Below are 13,976 nucleotides of genomic sequence, written 5' to 3'. Positions count from 1 at the left end.
CAATTATACCGCAAAAGATTAGGGAGGCGACAAGAATTTTCCATAAAAAAAGAGATTTTCGGCTCTGTTTCTCCGTTTTCGGGAATGGACAAAATCGTTTATTTGTTGATGGCCGTCAATGTTTTTCCAGCATAGCCAAATGCGATGGTCAATGCCGGTGACAATAGGCAGAAAAACGCAAACGGTAGATATTCCATCGTCGAAACACCAAGCACTGAAGCGATAAAGATGCCGCAGACGCTCCATGGGACCAGTGGGTTGACGACGGTACCCGCATCTTCCATCACCCGGCTCAAGTTTTTATTGCTGAGCCCGACTTTTTCGTATTGCTGTTGAAAAGCTTGGCCAGTCAATAAAATAGACAGGTATTGTTCACCAATCAAAACGTTGATTCCCACTGCCGTCAATGCTGAAGCCGTAATGACCGACGAAGCTTTTTTCAATGAGCTTTCAATTTTTGAAAGCAGTGTTTGAATAATTCCAAGTGTAAAGAGCAGACCGCCCATACTCAGCGCCAGCAGCACCAGGCTGACTGTGAAAAGCATGCTTTCCATACCGCCTCGCGTCAATAGGGAATCGATTTCCGCGACGCCTGTCGCCGATACATAACCACCGTACAGGACATTAAGAATCTCTGCAGGGCTAGACACCAGGTGCAGGTAAGATAGCGCAATCGCACTAATTGAGGTCGCTGCCAACGCCAGCAGCGCCGGCACTTTGGCGAGCGTCATAGCCACAAGAACGACCAGCGGCAACAGAGAATACCAGTGAACGCCGCCGGTCGCGAGCAGACCGTCCTGAAATGCATCGATATTAGCGCCGTCAATTTCCATGCTGCTAGGCGATAACACAGCAAAAATGATGAAGGAAATGATGAATGCCGGGACCGTCGTCCATCCCATATTGCGGATATGCTCGAAAAGATTGACTCCGACGATCGATGAAGCGAGATTGGTGGTATCCGACAACGGCGACATCTTGTCACCGAAAAATGCACCGGAAACGATTGCTCCCGCTGTAATCGCCAAGGAAAGATCCATTGCAGACGCCATGCCGATAAACGCGACGCCGACAGTGGCAACCGTCGTCAATGAACTACCGATTGATAACCCAATGATTGACACCACCGTGAAAACGATGGCAAAGAAAAAGGCCGGTGTGATGATGCTGAAGCCGATATAAATCATTGTCGGAATCGTACCGCTCAGCATCCAGCTGCCGATCAGCATGCCGATGAAGAAAAAGAGGAAGACTGCACCCATTCCTGCTCCCGCTCCTGCCACTAAACCACTTTCGATTTTCTGGTACGGTATTTTTTTAATCAAGCCGTAGCCCATCAATAGCAGGATTGAAAAGACGATCGGCAAATGCGGCACCGCTTCCCATTTGATAATTGAGACGCTTATGCTTGCTACGATGAGCAAGACCAAAATAACCGCTTCTTTTGTTGATGGATTCATCACCTTTTTGATTTCAAACATTCTTACTCCTCCTTCGATTGGCTGGATTGTTAGTTCCAAGCCTTATATTGCGAAAATAAAAAAAGAAGAAAACCATCCATCCCTAAAAATAAGGGACGAAGGTTTTCTCCGCGCTACCACCCAAATTGAAAGTTCTCCTAAGAAAACTGACCACTTCATTGACTAAGCTGACTAAGGATAAATGGTGTAATTCATGTACATTAACGCCTGAACTTGCACCTTCCGTTCAGTCTCTGCTTTCTGCGCTCAATGCCATTACTGGACCATTCGACAACTGCTATATATATTATATAAAAATAAATATTACCATGCCTTTTTAAGAAGTCAAGCGTGTTTTATTCTTGGAAACCGTGATTGGCTTTAGCATTGTCCGCTTTCATTGCACGGCTGCCAATTATTTTCACGAACGGCACGATGAAAATCGACAAGAAAAGAATGCGGAACAATTGAAATGACGTGACGACGGTGACGTCAGCATGGACGGACGCTGCGATGATGCCCATCTGGTCCAAACCGCCTGGCACAACGCTTAAAAAGCTTGTTGAAAAACTGAGTCCGTACAAATCGGACAGGATGAAACTAGTGCCGTAAGCCGCTGCGATAAACAGCATGCTTGAGAAGAATGCATAGAAAATGAGTTTGTTCGTCAGTTTAATATTTTCTTTTTTCAGCAGCAGTCCAATATAAATACCAATCATCACTTGGGCTGCGTGAAGGAAAGAACCGGGCATAACCGGCACTTCAATGCCCGCAAGATTAAAGCCCATGATGAGAAAAACAGGACCCAGCAAATACGCCGTCGGAACTTTTATCTTCTGGCTGGCCATGCCGGCCAAATAGCCGAGAGCCAACAACGCAATCAAATAAAGGGAAATCTCTCCGTGGACCGCTTGCTGCGGCGGGCCATTGCTGCCGCTTGCGACGATGAACGGCACGATTGCAACAATCAGCAGCACCCGCAGCACGTGGTAAAACGTCACAGCAGCCAAGTCGATGCCTTTTTGCTCTTCGGCAAAAGAAATGATTTGCGACAGGCCGCCGGGGACGCAGCATGTCATGGCGGTCGCTTTATCCGCTTTTGTCCGTTTCGCCATCAATGAACTGATCAACAGGAACAAGAAGAAAAAAGCAATATTGATAACCAGCATGGCCATAAAATATTGTTTCATGCCTTGAATGGCATCCAATGTAAAAGCGAAGCCAATAACATAACCCGCGATAACGAGCCCACCATTTCGGAGTGACGCATGCCATTTTAATTTTATGGGTGAAAACAATTGAACGGCGAGCACCGTAAACAATGGCCCAAGCAGCCAAGGCATCGGCGCGCCGACCAACACGAAAATGCCGGCTCCGGCAAGGCCGATTAATAATGCCTTGCCCATAGATAATAAGTCCATCCCTTCCATCTTCTTTCTTCGCAGCGCGAATCTATTAGAGATGAAGCCAATTATCCGACCAATGCAGGCCGAGGCTTCACTCCATCTAACCCCATTATATCTTTTTTCACGCTGGCTAAATATTTTTTTCGGTATTTGACCGAGTTTTTGAACAAAATACAAAAACCTGCCAGCAATGGCAGGTTTCGAATCATTTCTTTATGAAATTTCCTTCGCTTCGCGATAGGGCAAAATATCATCCGCCATGTTCCGGATTTTCCCGAGGTAGAGGGCAGCACCGCGGGACAAGATCATTTCCTTGCTGCGCATCAAAAGACGCAGCTCTTCCACGATCTGCAGGCCGGTTTCCTCTACCGGATAAGAAGGGTTCACGGACAAATGAAGAATGGAAAAATCATTATCGCCGATTTCAACACCCGCAAGGCCGGTGATATTTTCTCCCTCTTTCCAAAAATATAATTGCATATGTGGATTTTTTTCGTATACTTCAATCGTTTCCGATAAATGGCTTACGCTTTTGTTTTTTGTCACCAAAGACAAGAGTCCCATGGCAACTTTATTAGATGATTTCTTGTATTTATAAAGCATCTGTCGTCCCTCGTTCTCTCTATCAATCTAAGCAGCAGAAGATCCCCTGCAGGCTTGGCGGAAACTCCGCCTATACGTATATTCACGAATCCCGAATAAGATAAACATAATTTAACATATTTTTTATTTCAAAACGGTTTTTGCAGGTTTAGTGGATTCTTCTGTTTTTTCCGGCCAATTCACCAGGAATATTCCTGCGAATATAAGCGCGCCTCCCGCAAGCAAGGTTAACCCTATTTTTTCATCCAAAATCAGCCACCCTGAAAGGATGCCGAAAAACGGGGCCAGAAATAAGAAAGCACTGACTTTTCCCGGATTGCCGTTTTGCAGCAAATAAAACCATACAGCAAATTGGACGATTGATGCCGGAATCGCAAGCCAGATCATCACGAATACCGATACCGGATTGACAGCCAGCTGAAGGTCTTCAAGCAACAGGCTTAATAACAAGAGCAAGATTCCGCCAAACAGCATTTGGTAAGCTGTTAGCACCCATACGTCGAAGTTCTGCCCCCATTTTTTGATAAGCAAGGTCGCTGTGGCCCAAAAGAATGCGCTTGAAATACCGAATAGAGTACCCACTTCCAGCTGCAATTGCCCCCCCATCGTGATAAATACGCCGAATAATCCCAACAGCACCCCAGCCCATTGAATGATCCGGTAATTGATTTTTAGCGCAATCGTCCCGAGAATCACTACCAATAATGGATTGGTAAAGGTCAAGATGGCCGATTCGCCGGCCGTGATGGTTCTTAGGCTTAAAAAAATACAGCCCATTACGCCAGCTGTCTGGCAAGCGCCGATAACCGTGATTTTTATCCAGTCTAAACCTTTTTTTGGATGCGGCCTTTTAAAAAAGCGGACAATTCCAATCATCAGCACGCCAGCAAGAATAAAGCGTATGCCAACTAAAAGCAGCGGCGATATGTATTGCAGCCCAATTTTAGCGACTGCAAAAGATGAACCCATCAAGCTGGTTGTCAGTATCACCAATAAGGCGAACGTTATTTTGCTTTTCAATGGAACAGCTCCTTCACTGAGTTGCTTGCACAGCCAGTTTAATTTCGGATATTCGGAATCTCTCTCCTGCAGATGGACCATCTTATAATATTGGAACAATCACTTTGGCAATTCGTTGTTTAATGATTCCAGTGAGTGGAACGGTTGCGAAAAATCTGCGTTCAGTTGTTTTTAAGGCTTTCTTTTATCCTCTTTACCGTTTTTACGAAAGCTGGCATGCGCAAGGGCTGTTTTGCCCCCGCTCTTTTTTATATTTTTCAGCTTCGTGCTTTGATGATCGCCTCTCCTCAACTATAAGCTGAATTCCTTGCAGATTATCCTTGCCGCTTGTTCGGCTGATTTATCCGTATTGTTGATGCGTATGTATGGTTGATGGCTTATTTCTCCGTCCCAGGAATTCATACGGTGGTTCGCCATCGAATCAAGCAGATTCTTTTCTGACGCTGCAATATCCCTTTTGGTGGGTTTAGAGGCAACGCGCGCTTCCGTCTTATTGCGGAAAATCCTTATTGCCGCATCTGCTGCGAGCTCCACAAAGTACACAGTGTGGCCGGACGCCTCGAAAATCGCTTTTGTTTTATTGATAAAGTCCCAGTCTTCTTTCCTATCAAATTCCCACTCTATTGTAAAAATTAAGCCTGTTGAATCTCCAGCAGCCAATGATTTGAATATTTCTTCCCGAAACAAAGCGGAAAGCCGAAACGTTTCTTCACTGAAGCCAAAAAACGGATGCAGCAATTCAAGCGTCATGTGGTTATGGAGCAATGGAAAACCTGTCTTTTTTCCAAGCTCCTCGCCAACGGTCATCTTTCCGGAGGCTTGCGGCCCAAATATTATAACGAACTTCATTTCTGCAGGTCCCTCCATTCACTTTCCAGCATGCCGTATAGGAGTGAATCGCGCCAGCCGCCTTTCATCTTCAAGGCATCGCGGATCCGCCCTTCAGGCTGCATGCCGATTTTCTCTAATAATTTCTGTGAACCCGTATTGTCCGGCGCACATGTTGCTTGGATGCGGTGCAACGCTCTGTGCTTGAAACCGAACTCCAACAGCAGCTGCGCCACTTCGCTGCCAATCCCGATGCCCCAATAATCGGGATGCAGGATATAGCCGATTTCTCCGCACGAGTTTTCGAAACTGTCGTACCAAAGTTCTCCTGCCCCGATCACTTTTTCTGTTTCCCTCAACACGACTACCCACACAAAACGGCTTTGCGGCAGCTCTTGTGCATCTTTCAGTACATCACTGATATATGACCTTGTCTCTTCCAGCGTATTTGGTCCCCAAGGCTGGAACTGCGTCACATTCTCCATTGACGCATAACTATGGACCGCTTCCAGATCCCCGCTGCGCAATTCCCTTAAATAAAGCCGGCTGTTTTCCAGTTCCGCCATTTTCAGCCCCCCTAAGGTCAGAATTTTGATTATAGTTAATATATTTTAGCATATGCTTTGGAGCTATGGTCCATTTTTGCCCCAGCCTTTTCCAGCGCAAAGGAAAAAGCCATCCGTTCCGATGAAGGACTGGACGGCCACCATAGGCTAGATCTTCGACAATTCCATTTTTCCACCAGCGGATTTTCGTATGAACAAGCCGCTGTATACCAAAAGCGTTCCGGCAAGTAAGATGGCGCCGATGTATACCGACATCATTGCCGGCATCAAAAACGCACCAATGATGATTGTGGAACGAGCAATCATATCCGCTCCGCTGAATGATACACCAGAAAATGCGGAATAAGATCCTCTTTTGTCATCCGGCATCATATTCGCTTTTCTCGCGTTAAGTACCGGAGAATAAATGAGTTCTCCAAGCGTCGCAACTAACGTGAAGCCGATGAGCACATACCACGTGTCAGCTGAAGTCATCACGATATAGCCAATGCTATACAAGAGCAAGCCGAACAATAAGACATGTCGGCTATTAAAGCGGTCAGCGATTTTATTAACCACAAAGGTCAAGCAGACAACCAGCAGCATATTCTGGATGTTCAGGATGCTGAGCATCCGCACGCCGCCAATATCAAAGCCGTTAACACTGATGGTCATAAAGGATTCGGCAAGGCGGACACCAATATAGCTGTTCAGCGTGAATTCAGCTGCAAAGATGAACATCGAACCCGCCACCACTTTAGTGAACGGCGCATCTTGGAAAGCCACTTTGTAATTCTCCAGGACATCAACGAACACATTATTGTGCATTTTTGCGAGCAGCTGAACTTTGTCATCTGTCAGCCAGATCCCGTAAGCAATCGGCAAGCAGGTCGAAGTAATTGTCAGTAATGCAAATAACTCAATCTGATGGTTAACATACAACAGCCCGCCAAGTGCGGCTCCGATCGCCATGGATAAATTCGTCAACCAGTACTCGATCGTAAAGACCGCTTTTCGATTTTCCGGCGTCGTGGAATCGATGATGATTGCGTGCATCGCCGGGCGGCCAAGGCTGCTCGTAACAACAAATATCGTATAGGCAGAGGCAAACAGCCAGATCAGCCGATCTCCAGGAAGCAGGCTTAATGCCATGAACAAGAACATCAACGCACTCAAAGCGGCTGTCACGACCACCACCTTTTTCCGTTTAAAGCGATCTGAAATATAGCCGCCGATTAAATTGATGAAAAAGCCGACTACGACTGTCAGCATGAGGAAGGTGCCTGCCCAGACCTTGTCCATCTCTTCAGCAAAAAATAAAGCCATAAAAGGCATGACTGCTGAAAAAACAGCCCTGTTAAAAAACGATGTCAATAAACGTACTTTAATATTTTGCGGGTATTCGCTCCAGCGCATCTTGTCATCCCCTCCTTGCTTAGTTATATTAAACTAGACACATTAATTTAAAAATGGACAATATTTAATTATATGTCCACTTTTTGTAAGTGAGGGGTCCCCGTGGAAAAATTACTGTTAAAGTTATGGACTTCGGTGCCATCCGGAGAAACAAAAAAAGAGGATATAGCTGATATTCTGGCATTGAGCGCAAAACAGACTGCGCGTTATTTGCGTAAGTGGTCAGATGAAGGATGGTTGAGCTATACCGCTGGACGAGGCCGCGGCAACGTTTCTGCTCTGTTCTGGCTGAAGGATGTGGAAGAGCTTTTTATGGAGCGGGCAGTGGCAATCATCGAGCAGGAACCGGTGGAAATCAGCAGCAAATATTTATTGTTCGATTGGTCTGAAGCAGCTAAGATTGAACTGCTTGAGCGCTTCCGCAGCAAATTCGGCTATTCACAAACTAGCGGGGAAATTGCGAAGCTGATCATCCCCCGCAGATATAAGCTGGCGACTATGCACCCATTAGAGATGGCGGATGTCAACAGCGCCAATTTCGTCGCGACAGTCTTCAACCGGCTCGTTTCGGTCGAGAGCGCTGGAAAGGTTTCGCCTGAACTTGCGCATAGTTGGGACCTTTCGTGGACTCACCTGCGGCTGTATTTAAAAAAAGGCGTGAAATTCCATGACGGTTCGATCCTTACAGCCGAAGATGTTGCAGAATGTCTGAACCGCATGCGCACTTATCCGAACTTAAGTGAACTGTGGAAGCCGGTAAGCAGCATTTCCGTCCCTGCCCCGCTCATTGTCGATTTGCACTTTCCTGGGGGCTGCAGTTATTGCCTGCACATGCTCGGCATGATGAACTCCAGCATTTTTAAAGAATCCAAAGGCAATTTATACGGCAGCGGAAGCTTCTATGTAGACGACAGCCATGAGCTGAAGACTGTGTTAAGGGCTTTCGAAGATTATTATGGAGAACGTCCACTGCTGGATGAAATTGAATTTGTTCAAGTCCCAAAAGATATCGATATTACATACCGGTCATCGGAAACCAGTGAAACCGAGAAGACCTTTTTGGTTGAAAGCGATTCAGGCGTCGGCGTAGTCTTTATGAACAGTTTTCGTGATTCGCCGATCCGCCGCAAAGAAGTGCGGGACTTTATCCATTACGCCATTGCAAAACATCGGCCAGCAATCAATGAAGTTGATCCGCGGATTTTGCCGAATGACGAAGGGCTTTTGATCGGATATGGCCAAAACTTTGTTCCACAGTGTGTGCCGCTGCCACATTTTGAAAGGCCGGTCATCCTTAAAACTACCGGTTATCTCGAAGACACAGCCAATTGGCTGAAAGCCGTTTTGGAACAAGAAGGCATTCCTGTAGAATTGGTTTTAATGCCGTTTGAAGATTATATGCACGATAATGGCCTTGAGCAGGTGGCCGACCTGTATATACACGGAGAAGTTTTTGAAATGAACCAGGATTTTTCCTTTTTTTATTTTTTGGTCAACGGCCTGTCTCCTCTCCGCCCGCTCATTCCGACCCAGCGAAAGCTGGAACAGCTTCTTTCTCAGTACCGCACGGTCCCTTTTAGTGACTGGCATTCCTTGAATCTTGAATTCGAAACAAATTTAGTTAAGAACTCCATAATGGTCCCCTTGTATTACGGAAAACGACAAATCCCTTTTTCAGCGGAATTGATGAACGTCAAAATTTCGCATTTCGGCTATGTCGACTTTTCAAAATTGTGGGTGCGGCCAAAACTCAATAATAATCATATTATGTAATCTTTACTTCAAAACTTTACTAGAAAAATAAAAAAAGCTGATTCCACAACTGCTCTTTTGAACAGTTGTGGAATCAGCTTTTTTATTAAGTCCTTTACTCACCCTTTTTATTGCTAATGAGATTTTGCACTCCGTTTTCTTCCCTCGCGTAAAGGTCCAGCATGCTCTGCAGCAGTCTTTCAATATGCGCCCCATCTGCCAAATGTTCTTTTATCCACGGCAATTCTTTTTTGACCAGCCGGCTCATGGCTGCAGCCGATTCCGCATGGCGTACAGGTGTCATAGTCTCAAAAATCTCTTCTACTTGCCCAAAGAGGTCTGTTGGCAAAGAATGCTGCAACGATTTCAGCCCTAATTGTGCTCTTTGGGGTGCGTATTTAAAGAGCAGCACCCGAGCCAAATGTTCCGCAGCATTCGCCAGCATTTTGACAGACCAAATGCCATTGCCTCGGGAAGATGCTTTTTTATACTGGAATAAAAACCAGGCAACGTCATTGACGTGATTGCGAAACTCACTCCTGCTGAGTTCCAGTCCTTGTGTGTCGATGAACGCGGTGAGCCTGTCTTCTGGGTCATGGAGAACTTTGAAATAGTCTTTCCCAGAAAATGTTTCCGTTGTCACAGTGAACAAGTCGATATGGAGAAAATTATCGAATACTGCGATCAGCTGCGGCGCAACGATGAAGATATCATCCTGAAAAGTGACAGGGCGGTAAGCTTGCAGATGCATTAAACGATCGCTCAAGAATTCCTTTTCGTCTTCTTTATCCACGAGACAGTATAAGTCGATATCCGAATGCTCATCATACTCATTTCTGCCCATCGATCCTTTAAGGAATATCGCCTTAACCCTCCGGTCTTTGCGCAGGCTGTCTGTGATTTTTTGAACTGCAATTTCCTGTGGCAGCATATCGTTCCCGCTTTCTTTTAGAAATTTCTTTGGCCCTTTGCCCAATGGGACGGTCTGTTAATATGTGCCGGCAGCTTTGTCCGGCTGTCTCCAATTGCAGCATTGGCCTGGTTTTGAGCTAAAAAAAGGCTGTCGGTTAAATCAGCGCCGCTTATATCGGCATCACGCAAATCTGCGCCAAGAAAATTGGCTTTGCTGAAATCGGCCATCCGGCAATTTGCCGCTATTAAGTAAGCGCCCGTGAAATCGGCATTCACCAAATTTGCTCCTTTAAACTCTGCACCCTTCAACTCCTTGCCGCGAAAATCCTTGTGGGCTTTGCTTTTTCTCGAAGCTTTTTGCATATGCTTTCCGGCTTGCGCCAATAGGGGCCGGACCGTATTGCGGAGCGCAGCGGTATCGAGTGCTATAAGATCATCAGCTGCCAATTCAGACAGCTGCCTTATTTCAGCGAATTGCCGTTCCAGATCCCGGCGCAATAATTCCGGACGAGCCATTTCCATGGCATCTATTAAATACCAAAGCATTTCATGCAGCTCAATCATCACTGGCAAAGTACGGAACATCTTTTGTGCAATTTCCGGCTGGTTTATCCAGTCTTTTCCTCCGAATGTCTGTTGGGTCACTTGCTGCCCTGCGCCGTAGCAATCAAATGCAGCACAGCCTTTAAAGCCGGATCGCAGAAGCTTATCGTGTATGCTGCACCGGAAATCTTGCTGCAGGTTCTTGCATGGCTCCCCTGTTGCTTTGTCGTAAGCGAAATCGGTTGAAGCCGAAAAAGCCAGCGCTGTGCAGCATAATCCTGCACAGCTGGAACAATCCGCACGCAGGCTTTCCCGGTCGAATAACTGGTTATCCGCCATGCAATCAGCTCCTTAACAAATCGAATTCAGGCTTGCGCCTGGATAATAAGATTATAGAGGCTAGTCTCTGATTCCTGCAGTTTCCAAATGTTTTACGCAATTGTACAAGCTGCAGTCCCATTCGCTGCCGTTATGTTCAAGCATAGTGATTGAGGTGTTTTGCAAATCTGTTTTTCCGAATCGCTCGGGCAGCATTCTGCGGAGCGTGATGCCGATCAAAGCACCATGGCTGACCACCAGCACGCGTTTGCCTTCAAACTTTGTTAAGATGCTGTCTACCGCTTCCATGCTGCGTTGGGCGACACTGTCAGATGTCTCCATCCCCAAATCCAGCTTTCGCCAATCTGCGCCCCATTTCTCCAAGCGCTGCGTTTCAGTCGTCCCTTCGATTTCACCGCCGGACATTTCACGGAGCCGCGTATCGAAAAAACTGATCGGCAGCATCAGTTTTTCCGAAATGATTTCCGCAGTCTCTTTTGCGCGCGCCAAATCGCTTGACACGATCATATCCCATGGCCCATCTGATGCCAGCCGGTTTGCTAGCGCAGCCGCCTGGCTCTTTCCAGTGTCGTTCAATGAAACATCCGAGCTGCCTTGAGCGATGCCCGCTAAATTCCATTCCGTGATGCCGTGCCTTACTAGACCGATTACCGTCATATCCAATTCCTCCTGTTATGTAAAAGTTCTTCGTCTCCAGTTTACAATTTCTTTCCAATAGATGCCAGCCGTTCTTCAAACTTCCGGTTAGCTGCTAGAAATGCAAATAAAAAAGCCCGGCACAGGGCCGGGCTTGCTCATTACACGCCCATTTTTCGGCGTGTGTTGCTGACTTTTTTCGTTTGTTGGCTTTTCAGTTTTTTCGCTTCTTTTGAAGCACTGTTGCCGCCTTTACTGTTTGCTGCTTGGTTTTTCTTCGCTTCCAGCTGGCGTTTTACCGCTTCTTGCAAACTCACTTTTTTTGGTGTTTCGTTTGTTTCAGTCATGATCATCCCTCTTTTCTTCTACTTATTACTTGTGGGTGTTTTATGACTTCCATTATAACACAATTCGGCCATTTTATTGTTTGTTTTCTTTAAACCATGTGCTCACTTGGGAGAAGAATTTCGACATCGTTGTCGGATTCGACATATTCGGCACGCGGGCGAGCAGCACTTCTTTCGGTGCTTTGATGCCTTCTTTTTTCTTTTGAAGAACTAAGATGCCTTTTGCGTGCGCCGAGTTTTTAAACAGGGTGTCCGGTAATTCCATCACTGACTGGATATAAGCGGTCTTTTTCAGGAATGCATGGAGCTCTCCGGCTTGCGGCGATTCAAACAGCGCTTTTGGCACAACAAAAAACAAATAGCCGCCATCGACGGTATGTTTCATCGCTTGTTCGATAAACAAATGATGCGCATAAGACATGCCTTCTTCTGCTTTTAATTCAAAAAGAGCAGCTATTTCTTCATCCGGGTAATAGCCTACCGGCAAATCGGATACTACTGCATCGACGGGGTCGATCAATAGCGGCTGAAGTGCGTCTTGGCGGTAGAAAGTCACAGGCTGCTCGACAAGATCAGCGGCCGAGGCGGCCAAGCGGATCAGCAAGTCGTCAATTTCGACGCCCGTTCCTGTGATGCGGCCATCAAGGTAATTCATGATTGTCAGCATAAGGTTTCCCGTGCCGAGCGCAGGGTCCATCAGCGTGAACTTCTCCTGCTTTACAAACAATTCAACAAGATAGCCGACCAGTAAGCCAAGCGCGTCCGGCGTCATTTGGTGATGCGGCTGCACATGCTCTTTCATGCCTTTCAAAACAGCCAATTGAATCGCTTTGCGGATATCTTCCTTGCCCGCCTCCGCCGCTGGCTGAATATGGCCATCAAGCCAGCTTTCCGTCGTTTCCAGCAAGCTCTCGAGATAAGGGAGATCCTGTTCTTTTTGATACGCTGTCGCGTGCTGGTCGATAAAATTAAATACTTGTTCCATAGATGAATTCATTTGTTTCTCCGTCCTCAATAAGGAAACCCACTCGATTAAGAGTGGGTTTCTGTTTTAGTTTGTAAGGTTTTTGACTGCTTCAAGCGCTTTGTCATAATCCGGATGGTCTGTGCCTTCTGGGACATATTCCACATAAGCCACTTTATCATTCGCATCGATAACGAAAATTGAACGCGCAAGCAAGCGCAGCTCCTTCATAGTGGTGCCGTATGCTTGTCCGAAATCCAAGTCCCGATGATCCGATAAAGTTGTAATCGAATCAACGCCATTGATTTCAGTCCACCGTTTTTGGGCGAACGGCAAATCTGCCGAAATCGTTAATACTTCTACGTTTTCGCCAAGTGAAGCAGCTTCTTCGCTAAACCGTTTGGTCTGGTCTGAGCAAACTCCTGTGTCAAGCGAAGGCACAACACTGATCAACCGTACTTTACCAGCAGAATCCTGCAATGTGACCGGGCTCAGATCATTTCCAAGAACCGTAAAGTTTGGAGCTTGATCTCCGACTTTGACTTCATTTCCCGGCAATGTGACCGGATTGTTCTTAAACGTAACTTGTACCATCAAAACGCCTCCCTTTCAGTGTACCTCTATCTTACTAGAACGCTTAGGCGTCTTGCAACTCAGACCGTTCAGCGGAAGCCTTTTGAAACAATTTTCGCTTACGGTACGAGCTTTCGTGGATAACCGTGGTATCTGCGATAAAGTCATGCACGCCTTGCTTAAGCCTTGTAAAACCGACAAGCCAGTAAAGCGGCAGGATGGTCGCTGAGATAAAACGGCCGATCCATTCCCGAAATAACAAGGTACCCCATGTCAGTTTATCATCCGCCAACGAAATGACCCGCAATCCCATGATCATCTTGCCGACTGTCTGGCTGAAAAACTTCGTCATCAGCACAAAATAGCCGTAGAAAATAATCGCGGTCACAATGGCATACGGTGCATACCACACAGAAGATGCGGTTTCCGCACCTATCAACAGAAAAATGGGTTTTACCAGAATCGAGGAAGCGGAAGCCACTACGATCAAGTCGATCAGGTACGCCCAGAATCGGACCCAGAAACCAGCCGGCATGTGTTCATAATACAGAACTTCTTCGTATTCCCGTTCGGGACGCGGCGCCGTTCCGGCTGCAGCAATTGTCCCGTTAACTTGGTCCGCCATATTCATC

At 46.5% G+C, this 13,976-nt stretch carries 15 protein-coding genes; 1 reads left to right on the top strand and 14 read right to left on the bottom strand.

Going from position 1 to position 13,976, the window contains the following annotated elements:
* Positions 1 to 98 precede the first annotated feature (98 nt).
* The 7 genes from nhaC to AC4EHB_RS00515 form a co-directional block, all read right to left on the bottom strand.
* Positions 99 to 1,481 (bottom strand): Na+/H+ antiporter NhaC, encoded by a 1,383-nt coding sequence (gene nhaC / locus AC4EHB_RS00545; RefSeq protein WP_490973656.1) that lies wholly within the window; start codon positions 1,479 to 1,481, stop codon positions 99 to 101.
* 335 nt (positions 1,482 to 1,816) lie between these two features.
* Complete coding sequence (locus tag AC4EHB_RS00540; RefSeq protein WP_490980401.1) at positions 1,817 to 2,881, bottom strand: AbrB family transcriptional regulator; 1,065 nt, start codon at positions 2,879 to 2,881, stop codon at positions 1,817 to 1,819.
* 198 nt (positions 2,882 to 3,079) lie between these two features.
* Positions 3,080 to 3,469 carry a GNAT family N-acetyltransferase gene (locus AC4EHB_RS00535; RefSeq protein ID WP_490973654.1) on the bottom strand — a complete coding sequence of 130 codons (390 nt, stop codon included), beginning with the start codon at positions 3,467 to 3,469 and terminating at the stop codon, positions 3,080 to 3,082.
* Between the two features lie 123 nt (positions 3,470 to 3,592).
* A complete protein-coding gene (locus AC4EHB_RS00530; RefSeq protein WP_490973653.1) occupies positions 3,593 to 4,489 on the bottom strand; it encodes a DMT family transporter in 897 nt (298 codons plus the stop codon).
* A 291-nt stretch (positions 4,490 to 4,780) separates the two neighbouring features.
* On the bottom strand, positions 4,781 to 5,338 hold the full coding sequence (locus tag AC4EHB_RS00525) for a DEAD/DEAH box helicase family protein (RefSeq protein ID WP_490980400.1): 558 nt from the start codon (positions 5,336 to 5,338) through the stop codon (positions 4,781 to 4,783).
* Positions 5,335 to 5,883, bottom strand: a complete 549-nt coding sequence (locus AC4EHB_RS00520; RefSeq protein ID WP_490980399.1) for a GNAT family N-acetyltransferase — start codon at positions 5,881 to 5,883, stop codon at positions 5,335 to 5,337. Before AC4EHB_RS00520 ends, AC4EHB_RS00525 begins: the two co-directional genes overlap by 4 nt.
* A gap of 147 nt (positions 5,884 to 6,030) precedes the next feature.
* Positions 6,031 to 7,278: an MDR family MFS transporter gene (locus AC4EHB_RS00515; protein ID WP_490980398.1), complete on the bottom strand. Its 1,248-nt coding sequence runs from the start codon at positions 7,276 to 7,278 to the stop codon at positions 6,031 to 6,033.
* Between the two features lie 102 nt (positions 7,279 to 7,380).
* On the opposite strand from AC4EHB_RS00515, the gene AC4EHB_RS00510 reads away from it, so the two are divergent.
* Positions 7,381 to 9,051: an ABC transporter substrate-binding protein gene (locus tag AC4EHB_RS00510; RefSeq protein ID WP_490980397.1), complete on the top strand. Its 1,671-nt coding sequence runs from the start codon at positions 7,381 to 7,383 to the stop codon at positions 9,049 to 9,051.
* Positions 9,052 to 9,145: 94 nt separating this feature from the next.
* On the opposite strand, the gene AC4EHB_RS00505 is transcribed toward AC4EHB_RS00510, so the two are convergent.
* The 7 genes from AC4EHB_RS00505 to AC4EHB_RS00475 form a co-directional block, all read right to left on the bottom strand.
* Entirely contained in the window at positions 9,146 to 9,961 is an 816-nt protein-coding gene (locus AC4EHB_RS00505; RefSeq protein WP_490980396.1) for a nucleotidyltransferase domain-containing protein, read from the bottom strand.
* Positions 9,962 to 9,978: 17 nt separating this feature from the next.
* Positions 9,979 to 10,824, bottom strand: coding sequence for a pentapeptide repeat-containing protein (locus AC4EHB_RS00500; protein WP_490980395.1), 846 nt, complete (start codon positions 10,822 to 10,824; stop codon positions 9,979 to 9,981).
* Positions 10,825 to 10,884: 60 nt separating this feature from the next.
* Positions 10,885 to 11,481: a histidine phosphatase family protein gene (locus AC4EHB_RS00495; protein ID WP_490973646.1), complete on the bottom strand. Its 597-nt coding sequence runs from the start codon at positions 11,479 to 11,481 to the stop codon at positions 10,885 to 10,887.
* 140 nt (positions 11,482 to 11,621) lie between these two features.
* On the bottom strand, positions 11,622 to 11,807 hold the full coding sequence (locus AC4EHB_RS00490) for a hypothetical protein (RefSeq protein WP_490973645.1): 186 nt from the start codon (positions 11,805 to 11,807) through the stop codon (positions 11,622 to 11,624).
* Positions 11,808 to 11,880: 73 nt separating this feature from the next.
* Entirely contained in the window at positions 11,881 to 12,804 is a 924-nt protein-coding gene (locus AC4EHB_RS00485) for a class I SAM-dependent methyltransferase (protein ID WP_490973644.1), read from the bottom strand.
* 54 nt (positions 12,805 to 12,858) lie between these two features.
* On the bottom strand, positions 12,859 to 13,365 hold the full coding sequence (gene tpx / locus AC4EHB_RS00480) for a thiol peroxidase (protein ID WP_490973643.1): 507 nt from the start codon (positions 13,363 to 13,365) through the stop codon (positions 12,859 to 12,861).
* A 43-nt stretch (positions 13,366 to 13,408) separates the two neighbouring features.
* Positions 13,409 to 13,969 carry an RDD family protein gene (locus AC4EHB_RS00475; RefSeq protein WP_490973642.1) on the bottom strand — a complete coding sequence of 187 codons (561 nt, stop codon included), beginning with the start codon at positions 13,967 to 13,969 and terminating at the stop codon, positions 13,409 to 13,411.
* Positions 13,970 to 13,976: the final 7 nt, after the last annotated feature.

Source organism: Planococcus sp. TJ-302 (assembly GCF_058268455.1).
The sequence above is the reverse complement of the archived record's forward strand: the minus strand, read 5'-3'. Positions and strand labels throughout refer to the sequence as shown.

Coding starts and splice junctions, on each gene's coding strand:
- nhaC (WP_490973656.1), bottom strand. CDS start 1,481: ATGTTTGAAATCAAAAAGGTGATGAATCCATCAACAAAAGAAGCGGTT.
- AC4EHB_RS00540 (WP_490980401.1), bottom strand. CDS start 2,881: ATGGACTTATTATCTATGGGCAAGGCATTATTAATCGGCCTTGCCGGA.
- AC4EHB_RS00535 (WP_490973654.1), bottom strand. CDS start 3,469: ATGCTTTATAAATACAAGAAATCATCTAATAAAGTTGCCATGGGACTC.
- AC4EHB_RS00525 (WP_490980400.1), bottom strand. CDS start 5,338: ATGAAGTTCGTTATAATATTTGGGCCGCAAGCCTCCGGAAAGATGACC.
- AC4EHB_RS00520 (WP_490980399.1), bottom strand. CDS start 5,883: ATGGCGGAACTGGAAAACAGCCGGCTTTATTTAAGGGAATTGCGCAGC.
- AC4EHB_RS00515 (WP_490980398.1), bottom strand. CDS start 7,278: ATGCGCTGGAGCGAATACCCGCAAAATATTAAAGTACGTTTATTGACA.
- AC4EHB_RS00505 (WP_490980396.1), bottom strand. CDS start 9,961: ATGCTGCCACAGGAAATTGCAGTTCAAAAAATCACAGACAGCCTGCGC.
- AC4EHB_RS00500 (WP_490980395.1), bottom strand. CDS start 10,824: ATGGCGGATAACCAGTTATTCGACCGGGAAAGCCTGCGTGCGGATTGT.
- AC4EHB_RS00495 (WP_490973646.1), bottom strand. CDS start 11,481: ATGACGGTAATCGGTCTAGTAAGGCACGGCATCACGGAATGGAATTTA.
- AC4EHB_RS00490 (WP_490973645.1), bottom strand. CDS start 11,807: ATGACTGAAACAAACGAAACACCAAAAAAAGTGAGTTTGCAAGAAGCG.
- AC4EHB_RS00485 (WP_490973644.1), bottom strand. CDS start 12,804: ATGAATTCATCTATGGAACAAGTATTTAATTTTATCGACCAGCACGCG.
- tpx (WP_490973643.1), bottom strand. CDS start 13,365: ATGGTACAAGTTACGTTTAAGAACAATCCGGTCACATTGCCGGGAAAT.
- AC4EHB_RS00475 (WP_490973642.1), bottom strand. CDS start 13,969: ATGGCGGACCAAGTTAACGGGACAATTGCTGCAGCCGGAACGGCGCCG.